Here is a 19,341-nt window from a genome sequence, read left to right on the forward strand (position 1 = left end):
GAAACCGGGGCCGTCGAGCTGTTGCCCGCGTCGGTGCCCGTCCTAGTTGGTGCTGGACACCGTCACCTTCTCGTCGTTGTTGAGCTGCGACACCAGCTGCTTGACCTTGGCCTTGTCCCAGACGACGTTGCCGCCCGAGAACCCCGAGATCGGCATGTTCATCGACTTGCCGTCGCCGCCGGTGACGCCCTTCATGGCCCAGAACATGGAGGCCACGTCCATCAGGTCCATGTCCTTGTCGACGATCAGCGTGTCCAGGCCCGCGCCCATCGTGGGGTAGAGCTTGAACGGGTTCATGACCGTGCCGGGCGTCGCCGCCTGGTTGGCGAGCGCGGCCAGGAACTTCTGCTGGTTCTTGGTGCGGTCCAGGTCGCTGCCCGGCAGGGCGTAGCGGGTGCGGACGAAGGCCAGGGCCTCCTCGCCGTTCAGGGTCTGCTTGCCCGCCTCGAAGTCGGCGCCGGACTTCTTGTCCTTGAAGCCCTTGGGGATGTCCAGCTCGACGCCGCCGACCGCGTCCACGATCTTGGCGAAGCCGCCGAAGCCGATCTCGGCGTAGTGGTCGATGCGCAGGCCCATGTTGGCCTCGACGGTGCGCACGAGCAGCTCGGGGCCGTCCTCCCCGTACGCGGCGTTCAGCTTCTTGCAGACCTGAGTCGTCGTGTCGCAGTTCCGCGCCGGGTAGAGCTTGCCGGAGTCCGAGCCCTTGAAGGAGGGGATCATGACGTTCGAGTCGCGCGGCAGCGAGATCATCGTGTTCCCGCCGTCGTCCGCGACGTGCAGGATCATCATCGAGTCCGTGCGCTTGCCCGCGGCGGAGCCGGTGTGGAGCTTCTTCTTCTCCTCGTCGGACATGCCCGCGCGGCTGTCGGAGCCGACGATCAGGTAGTTCGTGCCCTTGCCGCCGTCGGGCCGCTCGATGACCTTCGACAGGTCGACCTCGCGCTTGAGCTTGGAGTCGGCCCAGAAGTACGTGCTCACGGAGACGATGAGCAGCAGGGCGAGGAACGTGACCAGGCCCCAGGTGATGCGCTTCTTCCAGTTGACCGGGGGCTTCGGCGCGCGCGGCGGGGCGGGCGGGCCGTCCGGTCCGCCGGGGCCCTGCGGGCCGTTGCCGCGCCCGGCGGGGGAGCCGTAGACCTGGCCGGTGTTGTAGCCGCTGTCGTAGTCGCCCTGGGGGCCGCCCTGGCCCTGGGGGTTCTGCGCGCGCTGGTCGCGGTACAGGTCGTCGTACACGTCGTCGTCGTACGAAGGCTGGCGCGGGACCGAGCCGGGCTGACCAGGGGCGGAGGGGCCGCCGCGCTGGACATGGCGCATCGAACGGGCGCCCTCGGGCTGTGCACTGCCGCTGCCGTACCCGTGGCGGTCACCGTTGCTGTTCCGCGCGTCTGGCCAATCGCTCATGTGGCTTAGTGTGCAGTGCCGCACCGTGCGCCTCACAGGGAGGGCATTGATTCGGGTCAGTGCTGTTGCAGAGCTGATGCAATGTGCCCGACACAGGTTCGGGCGCGTCCCGACATAGGGTGGAGTGCATGACAGATCTGGCCACCGGCTCGGAATCGACGATTCAGGGCAAGCCGACCTCGGCGTCCCGTACCACCCTGAGCCACATCATGACGCACGCCGACACCAACCTCCTCGGCACGGTGCACGGTGGCGTGATCATGAAGCTCGTGGACGACGCGGCCGGCGCCGTCGCCGGACGGCACTCCGGCGGGCCCGCCGTGACCGCCTCCATGGACGAGATGGCGTTCCTGGAGCCGGTCCGCGTCGGCGACCTGGTGCATGTGAAGGCCCAGGTCAACTGGACCGGGCGGAGCTCCATGGAGGTCGGCGTGCGGGTCCTCGCCGAGCGCTGGAACGAGTCGACGCCCGCTCAGCAGGTCGGCTCCGCGTACCTGGTCTTCGCGGCCGTCGACGCCGACGGCAAGCCCCGCCTCGTACCGCCGGTCCTCACCGAGACCGACCGCGACCGGCGCCGCTACCAGGAGGCCCAGATCCGCCGCACCCACCGCCTGGCCCGCCGCCGCGCCATCAAGGAACTGCGCGAGGCCCGCGCGGCGAAGGGTTACGACGACTGACCCGAGGCGCCCGCCAAGGCCAACGGCCCCACCGCCTCGCTACGAGCACACCACCTGGTCCCCGGTCACCGCGCCGAACTCGCCCTGGTACGCGTCCTCCGCGCGTACGGCCCGCACGCCGCGGAAGTCCGTCCCCGCGATGACCTTCAAGAGCGGCCCCTGCCCCCGGACGGGGCGCATCTCGCACCCCGGCAGGGCTGTGGCCAGGGACTTCGCCGAGCGGTCCCAGCGCGGGTCGAAGGCGACGACGGTGCGGGCGACGGACCTGGCGCCCGGCGCCGGCTTCACCGTCCCCGGCACCTTGGTGGTGCGGAAACCGGTGCGCCGCAGCTCCGCGTCGACCTGCTTGCCGAGGCCCGGCGTCGCCGTGCCGTTGTCCACCTGCACCCGGATCTGCTGCGGTGAGACCGGCACAAGCGCGGCCTTGCGCTTCACGCGGTGCGGGGCGAGCGGCTTGTCGTCGCGCAGCGCCTGGAACAGCTTCTTGGACTTCACGGGGTCCCACTTCAGGGTCGAGCCGATGCCCGGCACCTTGAAGCCCATCTTGCCGATCGGCACCGTCGTGAACTCCGACGACTTGGGCGAGAAGTTCCGCATCGCCCGCCCCAGCGTCAGCATCTCGGTCGTCCCGAAGCCCTTGTCGGCCCGCACGGACTTCAACAGGGTCCCGGTGACGTCGTTGAACTTGACCGGATTCAGCAGTACGCCGCTGCTCGTCGCCTTCGCGATGAGCGCCGCGAGGAACCGCTGCTGGCGCTGCATCCGGCCGAGGTCGGCGGCCCCGTCGATGTGCCGCGAGCGCACGTACTGCAGCGCCTGCCCGCCGTTCAGCTGGTGGGTGCCCACCGGCAGGTTCAGGCCCGTGTAGGAGTCCTTCAGCGGGATGGTGGTGCAGATCTCGACGCCGCCGAGTACGTCCACGGTCCGCATGAAGCTGGTGAAGTCGACCTCCAGATAGTGGTCGATCTTCACCTTGGTCATGTTCTCGACCGTGCGCACGGTCAGGTTCGGGCCGCCCTCCGCGTACGCCGCGTTGAGCTTCACCGGGTGCGCCCGGTGGTGCTTGCGGGAGTTCTGGTCGACGTGCTCGGGCATCTCGGCGTACGAATCCCGGGGGAGGCTGACGACGCTCGCCCGGTCCCGGTCCTCCGAGATGTGCACGATCATGATCGTGTCCGTGCAGTGGCACGGGGCGCCGCCCAGACGGTACTTCTTGCGCTCGGCGCGGCTGATCTTCTCGCGCCCGTCGGTGCCCACGAGCAGCACGTTCATGCCGTTGCCGGACTCGGGCCTGTTCTTCATGTTGCTGAAGGCGTCGACGCGGCCGATGCCGGTCTCCAGGCCCGAGACGACCGAGTGCCCGATGCCGGCCGCGGCGAGCACCCCGACGGACAGGGTGGTCGCGACCCGCTTGGCCCAGCGGGGCCGCCGTGCCCGCGCGGCCGGTCTCGCCGCCGGGGGGCGCGGCGGGCGCGGGGGACGCGGCTGTCTTGCGGGGGAGCGGGGCGGCGTGGGCACGTGCGGGGACACCTCCGCGGTTCAGGGTCCTGGGCCGGGCACCCCAGAACCGTAGGCCCATACGATCTGCGGACCGGGGCAGCGCCCCCGTCGGCGCGCGCCCGTGTCCCCCATTCGCGGTAACGTGACGCCCGACGCTGCACCCCTGGCCGAGCCAAGAAAAGGATCCCGCGCAGTTGAAGTCCGACGTGCATCCCCCCGCCGTATCCGTGATCATGCCGGTCCTCAACGAGGAGCGGCACCTGCGTGAAGCCGTGCACGCGATCCTCCAGCAGGAGTACGCGGGCGAGATGGAGGTCGTCGTCGCGCTCGGCCCCTCCACCGACCGCACCGACGAGATCGCCGCGGAGCTGGTGAAGGAAGACCCGCGGGTGCACACGGTCCCCAACCCCACGGGTCGTACGCCCGCCGCCCTGAACGCCGCGATCAAGGCCTCACGCCACCCGATCGTGGTACGCGTCGACGGCCACGCCGCGCTCTCGCCGGGCTACATCACCACCGCCGTCCGCCTCCTGGAGGAGACGGGCGCGATGAACGTCGGCGGCATCATGCACGCCGAGGGGCAGAACGACTGGGAGCACGCGGTCGCCGCCGCCATGACGTCGAAGATCGGCGTCGGCAACGCGGCCTTCCACACGGGCGGCGACGCGCAGCAGGCCGAGACGGTCTACCTGGGCGTGTTCCGGCGCGAGGCCCTGGAGCGGCAGGGCGGCTACAACGTGGAGTTCATCCGCGCCCAGGACTGGGAGCTGAACTTCCGCATCAGGGAGGCCGGCGGCCTCATCTGGTTCTCGCCCGAGCTGAAGGTCTCGTACCGCCCGCGGCCGAGCGTCAAGGCCCTCTCCAAGCAGTACAAGGACTACGGCCGCTGGCGCCACGTCGTCGCCCGCTACCACCAGGGCTCCATCAACCTGCGCTACCTCGCGCCGCCGGTCGCCGTCTGCGCGATCGCCGCGGGCCTGGTCGTGGGCGCGCTCGTGACGCCGTGGGCCCTCGTCGTGCCCGGCGGCTATCTCGCCGCGATCGTGGCGGGATCGGTCCCGGCGGGCAAGGGCCTGCCGCTGAAGGCGCGGCTGCAGATCCCGGTGGCACTCGCGACGATGCACATGTCGTGGGGCTGGGGCTTCCTCACCAGCCCGCGCTCGCTCGCCAAGAAGGTCATCGCCTCGCGCCGCCCGGCGGTCCTGGGGGAGACCCAGGAGGCCTGAACCGGCCGACCTCCTGGGCTGCGCCAGAATCAACCACAGCGCTCGCGTGGACCCGAACTCCCGCCCTACCAGGTGAAGTTCGGGTCCACCTTCATGCAGGCCCGCTTGTCGGAGCCGTTCAGGGCGTCCGCCGAGTCGGGCGTCGAGTCGTCCTGCTTCTCGGCCTTCTCCGGCTTCGCGCCGTCGCGCCAGTCGGCGCCGACGACCAGCGTGATGCCGGAGACGTCCGTCGACTTCTTCACCGAACTCAGCGGAAGACCGAGGGACTTGGCGACGCGCTGCGCGTCGCCCTCCAGGTCCACGCTCGGGTAGCGGATGACCGTCTTGCCCTCGGTGAGCGACGTCGCGGTGTCCGGGGCCGCCTTCACGAAGCCCTTGCCCGCGAGCAGTTGCGCGACGGCGCTCGCGCGGCCGCTGACGGCGGGCTCCGTGGCCGTGCGGGTGCCGTTCTGCACCTGGAGCGCGATCTCGCCGTCCGGCGCCGCCGGGTCGTCCGACAGCTTCTCCTTCGGCGGCTTGCGCTTGTCCTTGCCGTCGAGGGCGATGTCGTCGCGTACGAGACGGAAGAGCTGCTCCGCGTCGCCGGGCTTCGGCACGACCCGCGAACCGGAGTACTCGAACGGCATCGTCGTCATCGTCGTGCGCTCCGGCGAGACCTTCTTCAGCTCGTTGCCGAGGCCGTAGAGCTTCATGACGGAGCCGAGGCCCGGGTCGACCTTCAGCGCGCTCGTGGCGTTCTCGGCGAGCTTGCGCAGCCGGTTGGGGCTGGTCAGCCCTGTGTTCTCGCGGAGCGTGCGGACCAGCGAGTTCATGTACATGTGCTGGGCCTTGGCGCGCGCTATGTCGGTGCCGCCCTCGAAGCCGTAGCGGGTGCGCAGCCACTGCAGGGCCTGCTCGCCCTTGATGTTCGTGGTGCCCTTCTCCAGCTTCAGGCCCGAGCCCTTGCCCTGGCTGGTGCGCGAGTGGATGTTCTTGTCCACGCAGACGGGCACACCGCCGATCGCGTCGGCCATCGACACCACACCCGAGAAGTCGACCGTCATGAAGTGGTCGATGTGGATGTTGGTCAGCTTCTCCCAGGTGGCCACCGTGCAACCGGGGCCGCCGCGGCCCAGGGACTCGTTGGTCATCGAGCGCGGCCCCGTCTCCTCGTACACCTTGCCGTCGTCCGGGTCGGTGCACTTGGGGATGGTCAGGAGGGTGTCGCGCGGCATGCTGATCACGGACATGTTGCTGCGGTCCGCCGAGAGGTGCAGGAGCATCTGTACGTCCGCGAGCGGCGGGCCGCCGAAGGTGTCCTTGGCGCCGCCGAGCTTCTGGTTCTCCTTGGAGTCGCGGGCGTCCGAGCCGATCAGGAGGATGTTCAGAGGCGTCTGGCCCGCGGAGTTGGGCGTGGGCTCGGGGGCCCGGTGGTCGCCCAGGTTCAGGTCGTCCGTCTCCAGGTTGTTGTTCAGGTGCTGGTAGTACAGGTAACCGGCGCCGGCCGTCCCGAGTATCAGCACCGACAGGATCGTCGCCGACCACCGCAGCACGCGCCGCTTGCGGCGTCTCGGGGGCCTGCCGCGCCCCCCTTTGCCGGGCTTCTCCTCCGTACGGGAACCCGATCCGTCCGTACGAGAACCCGCCCCCTCGGAGCCGCCCCGCCCGCCGGAGTCCTCCTCAGGCGAACCGTCCCGCGTCCCCGCCCCGCCGGACGCTCCCTCCCCACGGACACTGTTCTGCCCCATCCCAGCCCCTCCCCGCCCTGCTTCCCAAGTGCGGTCGCCCCATGGCGACTTGCGGCGTGTCGCCGCCCGCACACGTGGCGGCGGTCGCCGGCCCGCCGCCACGTGTGGCGTTCTGTGAGACGTGAAACAACCGCCTCAGGTCACTTGGCACACACAGTTTTGTCGGCTTCAACCTTCTGGACGCCGTCCGGCGCCTTCGACGGAGCCGTTATGGGCTGACCCGCGCCCTTGAAGTCGGCGCCGAGCGTCAGCACCATCGCGGGCAGCCCCTGCGCGTTCTTCTCGCTCTCGCCCTGCTTCAGCGCGGCCCCGGGCAGCCCCATGAGCTGGGCGAGCCGCCGGGCCTGGTCGGCCTGGTCCTTGCCGTACTCGAGGGTCGTCTTGGGCAGGTTCTTCGGCGCGTTGCCCTGCTGGCTGGACTTCGACACGCCTTCATTGTTCTGCAGCCAGCTGAGAGTCGCCTGAGCGGCGCCGGTCTTGCCGCTGCCGTTGTAGATGTCGACGCGTACGTCGGCGGGGTCGGCCTTGGGGCCCTTGAGGCGGGCGGCCACCGCGGCCTTCTCCTTCTTTTCCTTCTTCTTGACCTCGGTGAGCGACACGTCCTCGCGCATCATCGAGAACAGCTCGTCGGCCTGCGGCTGCTTCGGGACGACCGTGATGGGTGTCTTCTCGGCGGGGTTGTCGTCCACGGGCATCGTCGCGAAGGTCAGGTTCTTCATGTCGAGCTTGCCGAGCTCCATGCCCAGGTCACGGAGTTTCATTATGTCGGCGATCTTGGAGTCGACGGTGAGCGCCTTCGTGCCCGCTTCCGCCAGACTTATCATCTTCTTCGGGCTGGTCAGCGTGCCCCCGGACTTGAGCTTGCGCATCAGGGAACTGAGGAACTGCTGCTGCAGCTCGATCCGGCTGAGGTCGCCGCCGTTGCCCACGGTGTGCCGGGTGCGCACGAACGCGAGGGCCTCCTCGCCCTCGATCTTGTGCTTGCCCTTGGACAGCTTCAGGTGCGACTTGGGGTCGTCGATGTCCTTGGCGAGGCACACGTCCACGCCGTCGACCGCGCTGGACAGCGTCTTGACCGCGTTGAAGTCGGCCACCATGAAGTGGTCGAGCTTTATGCCGGTGATCTGGGTGACGGTGCGCATGACGCAGCTCGGCGTGCGGCCGCTCTGGCCGAGGCTCTCGTTGAAGCGGACCTGCTGCGAGCCCGGGATGTCCTTGGTGGAGCCGTCGTCCTGCTTGGTGGGGCAGTCCGGGATGTCGGTGATCATGTCGCGCGGGATGCTCAGCGCGGTCGCGTTGGAGCGGTCCTTGGAGACGTGCAGCAGGAGCGTGGTGTCCGCGTGCCCGGCGCTGCCCTCGTCGCCGTAGCCGTCGTTGCCCTTGCCGCTGCGCTTGTCCGTGCCGACGAGCAGGATGTTGATGGCGCGGTCCTTGCTGAACCCGCCGGTGCCGGCGCCGTCGTCGGAGACGGACGTGATGTTGTCGTTGAGGTGCTGGTAGTACAGATAGCCGCCCACCGCTGCGGCGACGACCACGAAGGCCACCGTGCCGCTCGACCAGATCGCGATCTTCTTGCCGGTGCTCTTCTTCTTGGGCCGCTGCTTGCGCCGGCCGCCCGCGGCCGCCTCCGGCTGCGCGCGCCGCCTGCGCTGACCGGGCACCTGCTCGCGCCCTTGGTCGCGCCCGTGCTCGCGGCTGCCGTGCTCACGGCCCTGGTCGCGGCCCGGCTCACGTCCCGGCTCGCGGCCGCGCCGACCGCCGGGCTGCCCGGCTCCGCGCGCACCGGGCCGAGGCGCGGTGCCCCGGGGTCCGGGAACTCCGGGCTGCGCCGACTGCCCTGCGGAAGGGCTCAGTCGCAATTCGTAGTCACCGGTCTGCGGGTTCAGTACCCACTGGTCTGCGGGATCGATGTCATCCGCCCGCCCACGGCCTTGCGCGTCCACGGTTGTTTGCGTCCTCCGTCAGGGCCACGCGGCGCCTTACCCCCCTCAAGAAGGCGCTCGGTCAGTCGTACAGCGGTGCGCGGTCGCGAAGACCGGACACCGGATCGGCTCACACTATCCGCCCAGTTCAGCGTCGAACGACGCCGGTGACAAATTCCACTCCCCATCAGGGCCCCTACAACTGGGCAATCCACCCAATTTCTTTGGGAAGCGGCGTCCGGGAGTTGTCCTGCCTTTTACTCGCAGGCCGTCCGGTCGGCCGTGTTGCCGCGGAATGTGGGTGCCGGGCTCGGGGTGTGCGTCGGGTCGTCGGGCTTCTCGTCGCTCCAGGAATCCCCGTCGTCCTCGTCGTACGCGGCGTCCTCGTAGTCCTCCGACTCCCCTTCTTCGTACGCGTCTTCGGCGCCGTCGGCGCTGTTGTCGGCGGCGTCCTCGTACGACTTGGAGGCGGCACGTTCGTACGTCTCCGCCGTCGCCGCGCGTGCCACCTGGACCGGCTCGTCCATCCGGAGCCGGGTGAAGAGCGCCTCCGCGGCGGGCTCGACCAACTCGTCGCGATTCGCGTCATAGGTGTATGAACGGCGCGGCACAGTGAGGAATTGCACCCGTTCTGTGGGGATATTGCGCACCCCGCGCACCAGTTCGTACAAACCGCGCAGACTCGCGAGTCCGGGGTCCGTCGTCAGGGACGACGTGGCCGCGTCGAGAACGGGATAGAGCTTCGTCGGATTCAGCAGGACGTCATTGCTGCGCACCTTGTTGACGAGCGCGGCGAGGAACTCCTGCTGACGGTCCATGCGCTCGGTGTCGCTGCCGTTGCCGAGGGACTTGCGGGCGCGTACGTAACCCAGCGCCTGCTCGCCGTTGAGCATCTGCGCGCCGGCCGGGAGGCGCAGTTTCGCGCCGCGGTCGTCGATGGGGTTCTTCAGGCAGACCTGTACGCCGTCGACCGCGTCGACCATGTCCTTGAACCCGGCGAAGTCCACGACCATGTGGTGGTCGACGCGGATGTCGGTGAGCTTCTCCACCGTACGGATCGTGCACGCGGTGCCGCCGAACTCGAACGCCCAGTTGAACTGGGCGAATTGGGCACGGGTGCGGGAGCCGTCCGGGCGGCGGCAACTGGGGATGTCCACCATCAGGTCGCGCGGCAGCGACACGGCGGTCGCGCTCTGCCGGTCGGCGGCCAGGTGCAGCAGGATCGTGGTGTCCGAGCGCTGAGTGCCGGGATCGCGGCCGTACTTGCGGTTGTCCGGTCCCGAGCGGCTGTCGGAGCCGATGAGCAGGATGTTCTGTGCGTCGTGCACGAGCGGCGTCGGCCGCTCCTTCTCGTAGCGCTCCAGCTCGGCGGCGGCGGTGGTGTCCTTGGTGATGTTCCCGTTGAGCTTGTTGTACGCGGCCCAGCCGAGGCCGCCCGCGGCGAGCACGAGGACGGCGGTGACGACCGCGGCGTACCGCAGCCAGCGCAGCCTGCGGCGGCGCGAGCCGCGCCCGGTGGGACTCGCGCCCGTGCCCGGCGCGTACGTCGCCTCGCGGGGCGCGGACACGGCCTCGGCCGGTCCCTCGCCCGGCTCGGACGGCGTGCGCGCGGTGTCGGTCACGGGTCGGTCCACCCCTCGTGGCTGCGGTCGGTGCGCTGGTCGCTCTGCTCGCTCCTACGACCATGGACCTGCGCGCGCCGGGGGGCCTGCGGGCCAGGGGCTCCGCTGGGCCGAACGGGGGACATCGGGCGGGTGGGGCCCGGTGCCCGGCCGAGAGGGCCGCGGGCCCCGCCGGCAGCGGTTACCGCGCCGTCGCCGTCACCCGCTCGCTCTCGATCCGCTTCTCCAGGCCGCCCTCGCCGAGCCGGTCGAGGTGGCGGCACAGGACCACGGAAGCGCCCGCGGCCAGCGGCGCGTACAGCCCGGCGCTGAGGCCGTCCCAGGTGTCGTAGGGGAGGGCGGAGAGCAGCCGGGAGCCGGGTGCGAGGCCGAGCTCGGCGGCGTCGGCGCGGGCGCGCTCCACCAGCTCGGCGCCGGTCGGCTCAAGGCCCGCGACGGCGAGCGCGGGCTCGTCCGGGTCCACGGGTGCGTACGCGGCGAACCGGTCCCCCTGGCTCGGCACCTCCACCGCGTAGTCGGCGAAGCCCTCGGGAGGCTGCGGGAAGCGGCCGCCGAGGGGGCGCAGGGCGAGGGCCACCCGCTCGCCGGAGCAGGCGCGCGCCGCGTCCAGCGTGTCCGGGCCGCTGACCACGAGGTCGGCCGTCGCCGGGTCGCCGCCGACGTCCGCGACCACGCCCACGGACGAACAGGCGAGCAGCCACACCGCCGTCTGCCAGTGCGCGGGCAGCAGCAGCGCGAGCCGGTCGCCGGGCTCGGCGGACAGCTCGCCCTGGAGCAGATTGGCGGTCTTGGCCACCCAATTGGCGAAGGTGGCCACGGACAATTCGACGCGCTCGCCGGTGGCGTCGTCGTAGTACGTGACCAGCGGGCGGGCCGGGTCCGCGGCGAGCGCGGATCGCAGCAGGTCGGCAGGGGTGCGGTCGTTGGCGTTCACGGCCGCAAGGGTACGCGGGCGGCCGCGTGCCGCCCCTGTGGGCGGCCCAGTTGGGGACACCGGTTCGGCGGCTCGCGGGCCGACGGTCCGTCAGGTGGGCAGGTGTCAGCAGATGCCCCCGATGGACAGATATGACCTGGTATGCCAACTATCGTCTGTATGCGTCGATTCCTTGCTTCCTCGATCGGTGTCACCTGCGCCGCGGCACTGGCCCTGCCCCTCGCCCTGACGTCCTCCCCGACCGCGGCCGTGACGCGGCCCGCCGCGGACTCGCTGCCCGGCTCCACCCAGTCGCTGCCGCTCGGACCACTCGGCGGCGACCGCGCGGGCGGTCCTTCCGCGCTCCGCGATCAGGGCCTGGCCCGGCGCGACGTACGCCCGTTCTCCCTGGTGGGTGTCGTCTGGGACGACCCGGCCGTCGAACTGCGCGGCAGCGTCCAGGTGCGCACCCGCGGGACCGGCACCGCCACCTGGTCCTCCTGGCAGGAGGTCGAGACGCACAACCACGAGCACGCGGCCGACCCCGGCACGCCCGAGAGCGACTCGGGCCGGGTGCGCGGGTCGACGGCGCCGCTGTGGGTCGGGGACTCGGACGGGGTGGAGGTGCGGGTGCGGCCGGAGGCGGGGCCGGCCGAGCGGGCACGGGCCGGGACGGGGGCGGGTGAGCAGGGGCGGCCCGAGTCGGGATCGGGCGAGCACGCGCAGCCCGAGCACGCGCGGCCCCAGGACCAGACGCTCGCCCTCCCCGCCGGGCTGCGCCTCGAACTCGTCGACCCCGGTGAGCATCCGGCACCGCCGGCCGACCCCCGGGCCGACACCGCGCAGGGCGCCCCCGCGAAGGCCGACGGCGCCCTCCAGGTCCCCGGCCGCGACCAGCCCGGCCAGACGGACACCGCGGCGGCCGCCCGCATGACCGCCGAGGCCGCGGCCGCCTCCGCCGTGAACGCCGACCTCGCGCCGCTGGGCGCCGACGCCGTCCCCGCGCTCAGCAAGGCCGAGACGGAGGCGGACCTGATCGCCGCGCAGGGCGGCGACGCCGCCAGGGCCAAGCCGTACATCGGCCCGCGCCCGCGGATCGTCACGCGGCGCGGCTGGGGCGCCGACGAGGGCCTGCGCGAGCGGAACTTCGCGTACACCAGGACCGTCAAGGCGGCCTTCGTGCACCACAGCGCGACCGGCAACAACTACAGCTGCTCGCAGTCGCCCTCCGTCCTGCGCAGTATCTACCGCTACCACGTCAGGAGCAGCGGCTGGCGGGACTTCGGCTACAACTTCGCCGTCGACAAGTGCGGGAACATCTACGAAGGCCGTGCGGGGGGTGTGGCCAAGGCGGTCCTCGGCGCGCACACTCTCGGTTTCAACACCAACAGCATGGGCATCGCCGTCCTCGGATCGTTCACCAACGCCAGCCCACCCAAGGCCGCGGTGACGGGCGTCGCGAAGCTCACCGCGTGGAAGCTCGGCCTGTTCGGCGCGAATCCACGCGGAGCCACATACCTCACGTCGGGCGGTGGGAACCTCTACAAGAAGGGCAGCACCGTCAGGCTCAAGGTGATCTCCGGCCACCGGGACGGATTCGCCACCGAGTGCCCTGGCCGCCGCCTGTACTCCAAGCTCGGAACGGCTCGGTCCGCTTCGGCCCGCTACCAGGGCCGCTGAGGTCCGGTCGCCCCGCACGGTCCGTACGTACGTCTGCATACACTGGCCGGCCGACACGCAACGTCGGCCGGCCCCAGCAGGAAGCAGAGACGACAGGTGACAGAAGCGATCCTCCTGGTCGGCGGCAAGGGCACCCGGCTGCGGCCGCTCACGGTGCACACGCCCAAGCCGATGGTCCCCGCGGCGGGCGTCCCCTTCCTCACCCACCAGCTGGCGCGGGCCCGCGCGGCGGGCGTCGACCACATCGTCCTCGCCACCTCCTATCTCGCGGAGGTCTTCGAGCCGTACTTCGGCGACGGCTCGGCGCTCGGCCTGCACATCGAGTACGTCACGGAGGAGGAGCCGCTCGGCACCGGCGGCGCCATCCGCAACGTCGCCCCGCGGCTGCGCTCGGCCCCCGGGGACCCCGTCCTGATCTTCAACGGCGACATCCTCACGGGCCTGGACATCCGCGCCCTGGTCGCCGAGCACGAGCGCGTCGACGCGGACGTGTCCCTGCACCTCACCAAGGTGTCCGACCCGAGGGCGTACGGCCTGGTCCCCACGGACCCGACCGGCCGCGTCACCGCCTTCCTGGAGAAGCCCCAGACCCCCCAGGAGATCGTCACCGACCAGATCAACGCGGGTGCGTACGTCTTCCGGCGCTCGGTCATCGACACGATCCCCGCCGGTCGGCCGGTCTCCGTCGAACGCGAGACCTTCCCCGACCTCCTGGCCTCCGGCGCCCATCTCCAGGGCATGGTCGACTCCACGTACTGGCTGGACCTCGGCACCCCCCAGGCCTTCGTCCGCGGCTCCGCCGACCTGGTCCTAGGCCGGGCCCCGTCGCCCGCGGTCCCGGGCCGCTGCGGCGACCGCCTGATCCTGCCCTCCGCCCAGGTCGCCGCGGACGCGAAGCTCACCGGGGGCACGGTGGTCGGCGAGGACGCCGTCGTCGGCGAGGGGGCGCGACTCGTCGGCAGCACGGTGCTCTCCGGCGCGGTCATCGAGCCCGGCGCCGTCATCACCGACTCCCTCATCGGCGCCCGCGCCTCCGTGGGGGCCCGCTCGGTCCTCACCGGCGCGGTGATCGGCGACGGCGCGTACGTCGGCGCCGACAACGAGCTGCGGGACGGCGTACGCGTGTGGTGCGAAGCCAGACTCCCTGCGGGAGCGGTCCGCTTCTCCTCCGACCAGTAGGGGAGTCCTCCCGCATTTCAGCCCGTCGAGGGGGTCCCCCCTGCTCTTTAAGAGCTTGGGGGAGTTTGAGGACGAGCCGCGAAGCGAGCGATTGCGGGGAGAGGGGCGCAGCCCCATGCATGGCGGGGTCCAGGGGCGGCAGCCCCTGGTTTCGGAGAAGGGGCGGGACTGGGGCGCACCGCGAGGCCCCACCCCGTACCCTCGACGGATGTCGTCCCGTTTCGCACCGCGCCCCACACGCACCACCGTGCGCGGCGGCGAAACGGCGATCCCACGGGGCGTCCCCCGCCAGAACACCGCAGCGGCAACCCGCACCTGGAAACCCCCCGCCCCCCTGAACCTGAGCCTCACCCTCGGCCCCCTCCGCAGGGGCCCCGCGGACCCCACCTTCCGCACCACCCCCGACGGCTCCGTCTGGCGAGCGACCCGCACCCCCCAGGGCCCGGCCACCCTCCGCGTGGCCCTGCGCGCGGGCACGGCGGAGGCGGAAGCGGAGGCCTGGGGCGAGGGCGCGGACTGGCTCCTGGACGGCCTCCCGGACCTCCTCGGCGCGCAGGACGACCCGACGGCGTTCGTACCCCGCCACCGCCTCCTCGCCCACACCGAACGCCGCCGCCAGGGCCTGCGCCTGCTCCGCACGGGCCTGGTCATGGAGACCCTGATCCCGTCGATCCTGGAGCAGAAGGTCACGACGGACGAGGCGTACCGCGCCTGGCGCCTCCTGGTCCGCAAGTACGGCGAACCGGCTCCAGGACCGACCCCCGCGCAGGCCCGCATGCACGTCATGCCGGACCCGCGCACCTGGTCACGCATCCCGTCCTGGGAGTGGCACAAGGCGGGCGTGGACGACAAGCGCGCGTCCACGATCCTGCGCGCGGCCCGGGTGGCCCCCCGCCTGGAGGAGGCGGCGGCGATGGACCCGGTGGCGGCCCGCACCCGCCTGGAACTGATCCCCGGCATCGGCCCCTGGACCTCCGCGGAAACGGTCCAGCGCAGCAACGGCGCCCCCGACGAGGTGACGGTCGGCGACCTCCACCTCCCCGGCATCATCGGCTACGCCCTCGCAGGCGACCGCACAGCCGACGACACCCGCATGCTGGAACTCCTCACCCCCTACAAGGGCCAACGCCACCGAGCAGCCCGCCTGATCCTCCTGAGCGGCCACACCCCACCCCGCCGCGAACCACGCATGCCGAGGGGCAACATCGCGGCCCTGTGACGCCGAAGGCGGCAACGCAGCCTTGACGCGCAGCCGAGCCGCTCAGCCCGCACATCTCAGCCCGTCGACGCAGGGAACTACCGCACCTCTACGTAGTCCTCCACCACACGACCCACCCGCCCAACCGGCGGCGAAGCCGCATGCCCCACCGCGACAGCCCCCATCGGATCCCACCCCTCCGGCAGCCCAAGAACGCCCCGCACCACATCCCGGCAGAACATCGTCGACGAAACCCACGCGGACCCCAGCCGCTCCCCGGCCAACGCCACAAGGAAGTTCTGCACCCCGGCCCCGGCGGCGACGACGAACATCTCGCGCTCGGCCCCGTCCCGCCGCGCGTCCCCGTACGTATGAGCCCCGTCCATCACCAGGCAAGGCACCACGAGACAGGGAGCGTTGCGCAGCACGTCACCGCGCCGCACCCGCCGAGCGATCGACTCCTCGGACTTCCCGTCCCGCCGCAGGTCCGCGACCCACGCGTCCCGCATGGCGTCGAGCAGCCGCACCCGCGAGTCGGCCGACTCGAGCAGCACGAACCGCCAGGGAGTCGTGTGGTGCGGCGCGGGCGCGGTGACGGCGGCCGCGACGGCCCGCCGCACGGCGCCGGGGTCGACGGGCTCGTCGGTGAACTCCCGCACGGTCCGCCGCAGCGACAACGCTTCCCGCACCGCCTCGGACGTACCGAGCCGGAACATGTCGTTCCGAGCGCTCCGTACGAGATCCCGGGCCCCACGGTCCTCGGCCCCCGCCTCGTGGGCGTCCGCCTCTTGGGTGCCCTCCTCGTCGGTGTCCAACTTGCCCTGCTTCGCACCGAGTTCGGTGCCGCCGAGTGCCCCCGGAGCGTCCGGCCCCTCAGCGCTCCGCGAGACAACAACATGCCCAAGCCCCCGCACCACCGCCACCGGCAGCCCCGCGGCCTTCCCCTTCACGAGGTCCCCCGCGGCAGCGAGCTCATCGGCGGTGGCGACCACGGTCGCGCTCAGCGGATTGCCGTACGCGTCCACGCCGCCGCGCAGATCGTCGAGGACCCGGACGCCCGCCGCGCCGATGGCGACGTCGGTGAGCCCTTCGCGCCAGGGCCGCCCGAAGGTGTCGGTGACGATCACGCCGACGTCGACGCCGAGCGCGGCCCGCAGGCCCGCGCGGACGGCGCGGGCGGACGCGTCGGGGTCCTCGGGCAGCAACAGGACCGTTCCGGCGGGGGTGTTGGAGGCGTCGACCCCGGCGGCGGCCATCACGAGCCCCTGCCGGTTCTCGACGATGCGCAGCGTGCCGCGCCGGGCCACGACCCGTACCGTCTCCGCGTCGATCGCCGCTTCCCGGTCGGCCGCGGCGACGACGCGCCCCTCGGCCTTGCTGACGATCTTCGAGGTGACGAGCACGACGTCCCCGTCGGCGAGCCCCGGCTCGGCGGCGGCGATCAGCTTGGCGAGGTCGTCCCCGGGCCGCACCTCGGGCACCCCGCCCATGGCCCAGACCCGGAACGCCGGCACCCCGCCGGGCCGTTCCACTCCCGAGGGCACCCCCGCCCCGAAGACCGAACCCGAACCCGAGCCCTCGACCTCACCCGAGCCCTCGACCTCACCCGAACCGGATCCCGATCCGAAACCGCCCTCGGCCCGACTCACGCCCGTACCTCCTCCGCCAGCGTCAGCGCCTCGCGCGCCATGGTCGCGGCGGCGTCCTCGTCCGTCATCAGGAGCGGGATGGCCCGGCACCGGATGCCGGCCGATTCGACGCGCTCGACGACGCCCGCGTCCACGGTGTCGACGAGCCAGCCGTCGAGAAGCCCGCTGCCGTAGTGCTCGGCGACGGCGGCGGCGGTCGTCTCGACGCCGACGGCGGCGAGGACCTTGTCGGCCATGCCGCGCACGGGCGCGTCGCCGACGATGGGGGAGAGGCCGACGACGGGCACCCCGGCCTCGGCGATGGCCTCGCGGATGCCGGGCACGGCGAGGATCGTGCCGACGCTCACGACGGGGTTGGACGGCGGGAAGAGCACGACGTCCGCGTCGGCGATGGCCTCCAGGACGCCGGGCGCGGGCTTGGCCTGCTCGGCGCCGACGGGCACGATCGCGTGCGCGTCGACGGAGGCCCGCAGCCGCACCCAGTACTCCTGGAAGTGCACGGCCTTGCGCTCGCCGTCGACCTCGACGGCGACATGCGTCTCGACGCGGTCGTCCGACATGGGGATGAGCCGCACGCCGGGCTGCCAGCGCTCGCACAGTGCCTCGGTGACGGCGCTGAGCGGATAGCCCGCGGCGAGCATCTGCGTGCGGACGATGTGCGTGGCGAAGTCCCGGTCGCCGAGCCCGAACCAGCCGGGCCCGACGCCGTACGCCGCGAGCTCCTCCTTGACCTTGAAGGTCTCGTCGGTCCTGCCCCAGCCCTGTTCCTCGTTGATGCCACCGCCGAGCGTGTACATCACCGTGTCGAGGTCAGGGCAGACCTTCAGGCCGAACAGGTGGATGTCGTCACCGGTGTTGCCGATGACCGTGATCGCCGCGTCGGGCGCGGCCTTCTTGAGGCCGCGGAGGAAACGGGCGCCGCCGATGCCGCCGGCCAGAACCACAATGCGCATGCGCCCAGCATCGCAGGCGGGTACGACATCGTGTCAGGCGGTCACGGGATCCTGCGGCGCGCGGGCCTCGCAACGGGCGGTGTGCATCGGCATTTCGGTCAGGCCGGGGTAGTACACGTGCAGGCTCACGGCCGGTTCGAGCGAGTCGTTGACGACTTCGTGGACGTACCCGGGCGCGAAGACGCGCTGCGCGCCGGAGCCGAGGGCGCGCGTGCCGCGCTCCGTACGTTCCGTCAGCTCGCCCTCCAGGAGCGTGAGTACGCCGCTGGAGCGCCCGTGGTCGTGCAGCCCGCTGCTCTGCCCGGGCACCCACGACAGGAGCCACACCTCGTAGCCGGGTCCGGTGCGCAGGCGGTGGTACCAGCGGCTGGCCGCGTCGTACTCGACGAGGTGTTCCCACTGGGAGCGGTCGGCGGCGATGGCGCGGGCGAGGCCCGCGAACTCGGCCACGGTGACGGGGTGCTCGCGCGCGGGCTGGAGCAGGTGCGGCACTTCGAGGATGTCGCCGGCGATCTGGAGGTCGCTGTCGCTGTTCATGGTGCGGTGGTTCCTCAACGTATGAGTGCTGGGGTGTCGCAGGACAGAGAAGAGAAGGGGTCGTACGCGTCCTGTGGATACGAGTCCTACGGAGTCGGAGTCGTACGAAGGAGAGAACGAGCTGTACGGAGGGTGTGGCTCAGCAGCCGGAGGCGGGACGCCTCAACAGCTGGAACAGGCGCGCATACAGGCACCCGTACACGTACAGCGACAGCGCGCGGGGGCAGCACCGGAAGACCCGCCAGTGCGGGTCACGGAAAGCGCCAAGTTCGCGAGCATGCCCACCAGGACAGCGGCTCACACCTCTGGTGTCAACTCTATGTCCGAAATGTGGACCATGTTCACCCCATCCGGTTCCCCTGTCCGGCGAAAGGTTTGTGCAGTCGTCTCCTGGGACACATGCCGTCCCAACCGGCGCTCGCGGGAGTGTCAACCGGCGCGTCAACCGGCGCTCGACCTCCGTTGTGATCCTGTGATCCGAATGTGATCCGGTTCGCTTCGGTGACGTCCGATGCAACGGGAGTGAGTGCCGTGGCGTCCCTGTCAATGGGTGTCATCGAGTGCCATCGGGTGTCATCGCGTGCTCATGACGCAGCGGGTGCCGGATGGGCCGCTGGAGAGTGTCACGATTTAGGTAGATTTGAACACTTTCCGCAAAGCCTTGGTTCCGCAGAGTGAATAAGGGGCCCAATAGCAGATCTCGGCTTGACTGGCCCGGATCGGCGCACTTGTAATTTCACTCGTGTCGTTCAGCCGAAATCGGTAACGGCAGCATCACGGGGACGCAAAGACAGACGAGGGGCGCACATGACCGAGCTGGTTCAGGAACTGCTGGTCGAGGACGCGGACGAGGAACTCGGCTGGCAGGAGCGCGCACTGTGCGCCCAGACCGACCCCGAGTCCTTCTTCCCCGAGAAGGGCGGCTCCACGCGCGAGGCCAAGAAGGTCTGCCTCGCCTGCGAGGTCCGCTCCGAATGCCTTGAGTACGCGCTTGCGAACGACGAACGCTTCGGCATCTGGGGCGGCCTGTCGGAGCGTGAACGGCGCCGCTTGAAGAAGGCCGCCGTCTGAGCCCCGGCCGGCCCGTCAAACGGCACACACGGCACACACCCCCCTTAACACTGCGCAACGAACAGCCCGTCGCCCAAGGGTTATCC

General features: G+C 71.1%; 15 protein-coding genes. 6 read left to right on the forward strand and 9 right to left on the reverse strand.

Going from position 1 to position 19,341, the window contains the following annotated elements; translation table 11 throughout:
• Positions 1–42: 42 nt before the first annotated feature.
• The gene (locus IEY91_RS34555) at positions 43–1,401 is read right to left on the reverse strand and encodes an LCP family protein (protein ID WP_164324273.1); all 1,359 of its coding nucleotides are present in this window, start codon (positions 1,399–1,401) and stop codon (positions 43–45) included.
• 128 nt (positions 1,402–1,529) lie between these two features.
• Between IEY91_RS34555 and IEY91_RS34560 the strand changes: the two genes are divergently transcribed.
• Complete coding sequence (locus tag IEY91_RS34560; RefSeq protein ID WP_164324275.1) at positions 1,530–2,078, forward strand: acyl-CoA thioesterase; 549 nt, start codon at positions 1,530–1,532, stop codon at positions 2,076–2,078.
• Between the two features lie 39 nt (positions 2,079–2,117).
• On the opposite strand, the gene IEY91_RS34565 is transcribed toward IEY91_RS34560, so the two are convergent.
• Complete coding sequence (locus IEY91_RS34565) at positions 2,118–3,596, reverse strand: LCP family protein (RefSeq protein ID WP_229697422.1); 1,479 nt, start codon at positions 3,594–3,596, stop codon at positions 2,118–2,120.
• 137 nt (positions 3,597–3,733) lie between these two features.
• Here IEY91_RS34565 and IEY91_RS34570 point away from each other — a divergent pair, with 137 nt between their 5' ends.
• Entirely contained in the window at positions 3,734–4,804 is a 1,071-nt protein-coding gene (locus tag IEY91_RS34570; protein WP_491583874.1) for a glycosyltransferase family 2 protein, read from the forward strand.
• A gap of 65 nt (positions 4,805–4,869) precedes the next feature.
• Here the strand turns inward: IEY91_RS34570 and IEY91_RS34575 are convergent, their stop codons facing one another.
• The 4 genes from IEY91_RS34575 to IEY91_RS34590 form a co-directional block, all read right to left on the reverse strand.
• A complete protein-coding gene (locus IEY91_RS34575) occupies positions 4,870–6,531 on the reverse strand; it encodes an LCP family protein (RefSeq protein WP_189176994.1) in 1,662 nt (553 codons plus the stop codon).
• A 140-nt stretch (positions 6,532–6,671) separates the two neighbouring features.
• Positions 6,672–8,474 (reverse strand): LCP family protein, encoded by a 1,803-nt coding sequence (locus tag IEY91_RS34580; protein WP_189176995.1) that lies wholly within the window; start codon positions 8,472–8,474, stop codon positions 6,672–6,674.
• Positions 8,475–8,710: 236 nt separating this feature from the next.
• Complete coding sequence (locus IEY91_RS34585; protein WP_373288089.1) at positions 8,711–10,075, reverse strand: LCP family protein; 1,365 nt, start codon at positions 10,073–10,075, stop codon at positions 8,711–8,713.
• Between the two features lie 181 nt (positions 10,076–10,256).
• Complete coding sequence (locus tag IEY91_RS34590) at positions 10,257–11,009, reverse strand: TIGR03089 family protein (protein ID WP_189176996.1); 753 nt, start codon at positions 11,007–11,009, stop codon at positions 10,257–10,259.
• Positions 11,010–11,168: 159 nt separating this feature from the next.
• On the opposite strand from IEY91_RS34590, the gene IEY91_RS34595 reads away from it, so the two are divergent.
• The 3 genes from IEY91_RS34595 (at position 11,169) to IEY91_RS34605 (ending at position 15,066) form a co-directional block, all read left to right on the forward strand.
• Complete coding sequence (locus IEY91_RS34595) at positions 11,169–12,668, forward strand: peptidoglycan recognition protein family protein (protein WP_189176997.1); 1,500 nt, start codon at positions 11,169–11,171, stop codon at positions 12,666–12,668.
• 96 nt (positions 12,669–12,764) lie between these two features.
• On the forward strand, positions 12,765–13,847 hold the full coding sequence (gene manB, locus IEY91_RS34600) for a mannose-1-phosphate guanylyltransferase (protein ID WP_164324285.1): 1,083 nt from the start codon (positions 12,765–12,767) through the stop codon (positions 13,845–13,847).
• A gap of 208 nt (positions 13,848–14,055) precedes the next feature.
• Positions 14,056–15,066, forward strand: coding sequence for a DNA-3-methyladenine glycosylase family protein (locus IEY91_RS34605; protein WP_189176998.1), 1,011 nt, complete (start codon positions 14,056–14,058; stop codon positions 15,064–15,066).
• A 77-nt stretch (positions 15,067–15,143) separates the two neighbouring features.
• Here the strand turns inward: IEY91_RS34605 and IEY91_RS34610 are convergent, their stop codons facing one another.
• The 3 genes from IEY91_RS34610 to IEY91_RS34620 all read right to left on the reverse strand — a co-directional run bounded on the left by IEY91_RS34610 (position 15,144) and on the right by IEY91_RS34620 (position 18,184).
• Positions 15,144–16,577 (reverse strand): coenzyme F420-0:L-glutamate ligase, encoded by a 1,434-nt coding sequence (locus tag IEY91_RS34610; RefSeq protein ID WP_268240943.1) that lies wholly within the window; start codon positions 16,575–16,577, stop codon positions 15,144–15,146.
• A gap of 113 nt (positions 16,578–16,690) precedes the next feature.
• A complete protein-coding gene (gene cofD, locus IEY91_RS34615; RefSeq protein ID WP_164324330.1) occupies positions 16,691–17,647 on the reverse strand; it encodes a 2-phospho-L-lactate transferase in 957 nt (318 codons plus the stop codon).
• Between the two features lie 33 nt (positions 17,648–17,680).
• On the reverse strand, positions 17,681–18,184 hold the full coding sequence (locus tag IEY91_RS34620; RefSeq protein WP_164324332.1) for a cysteine dioxygenase: 504 nt from the start codon (positions 18,182–18,184) through the stop codon (positions 17,681–17,683).
• Positions 18,185–18,991: 807 nt separating this feature from the next.
• On the opposite strand from IEY91_RS34620, the gene IEY91_RS34625 reads away from it, so the two are divergent.
• Positions 18,992–19,255: a WhiB family transcriptional regulator gene (locus tag IEY91_RS34625; protein ID WP_016642094.1), complete on the forward strand. Its 264-nt coding sequence runs from the start codon at positions 18,992–18,994 to the stop codon at positions 19,253–19,255.
• Positions 19,256–19,341 lie beyond the last annotated feature (86 nt).

This window comes from Streptomyces lasiicapitis, from assembly GCF_014646335.1.
Lineage (GTDB): Bacteria > Actinomycetota > Actinomycetes > Streptomycetales > Streptomycetaceae > Streptomyces > Streptomyces lasiicapitis.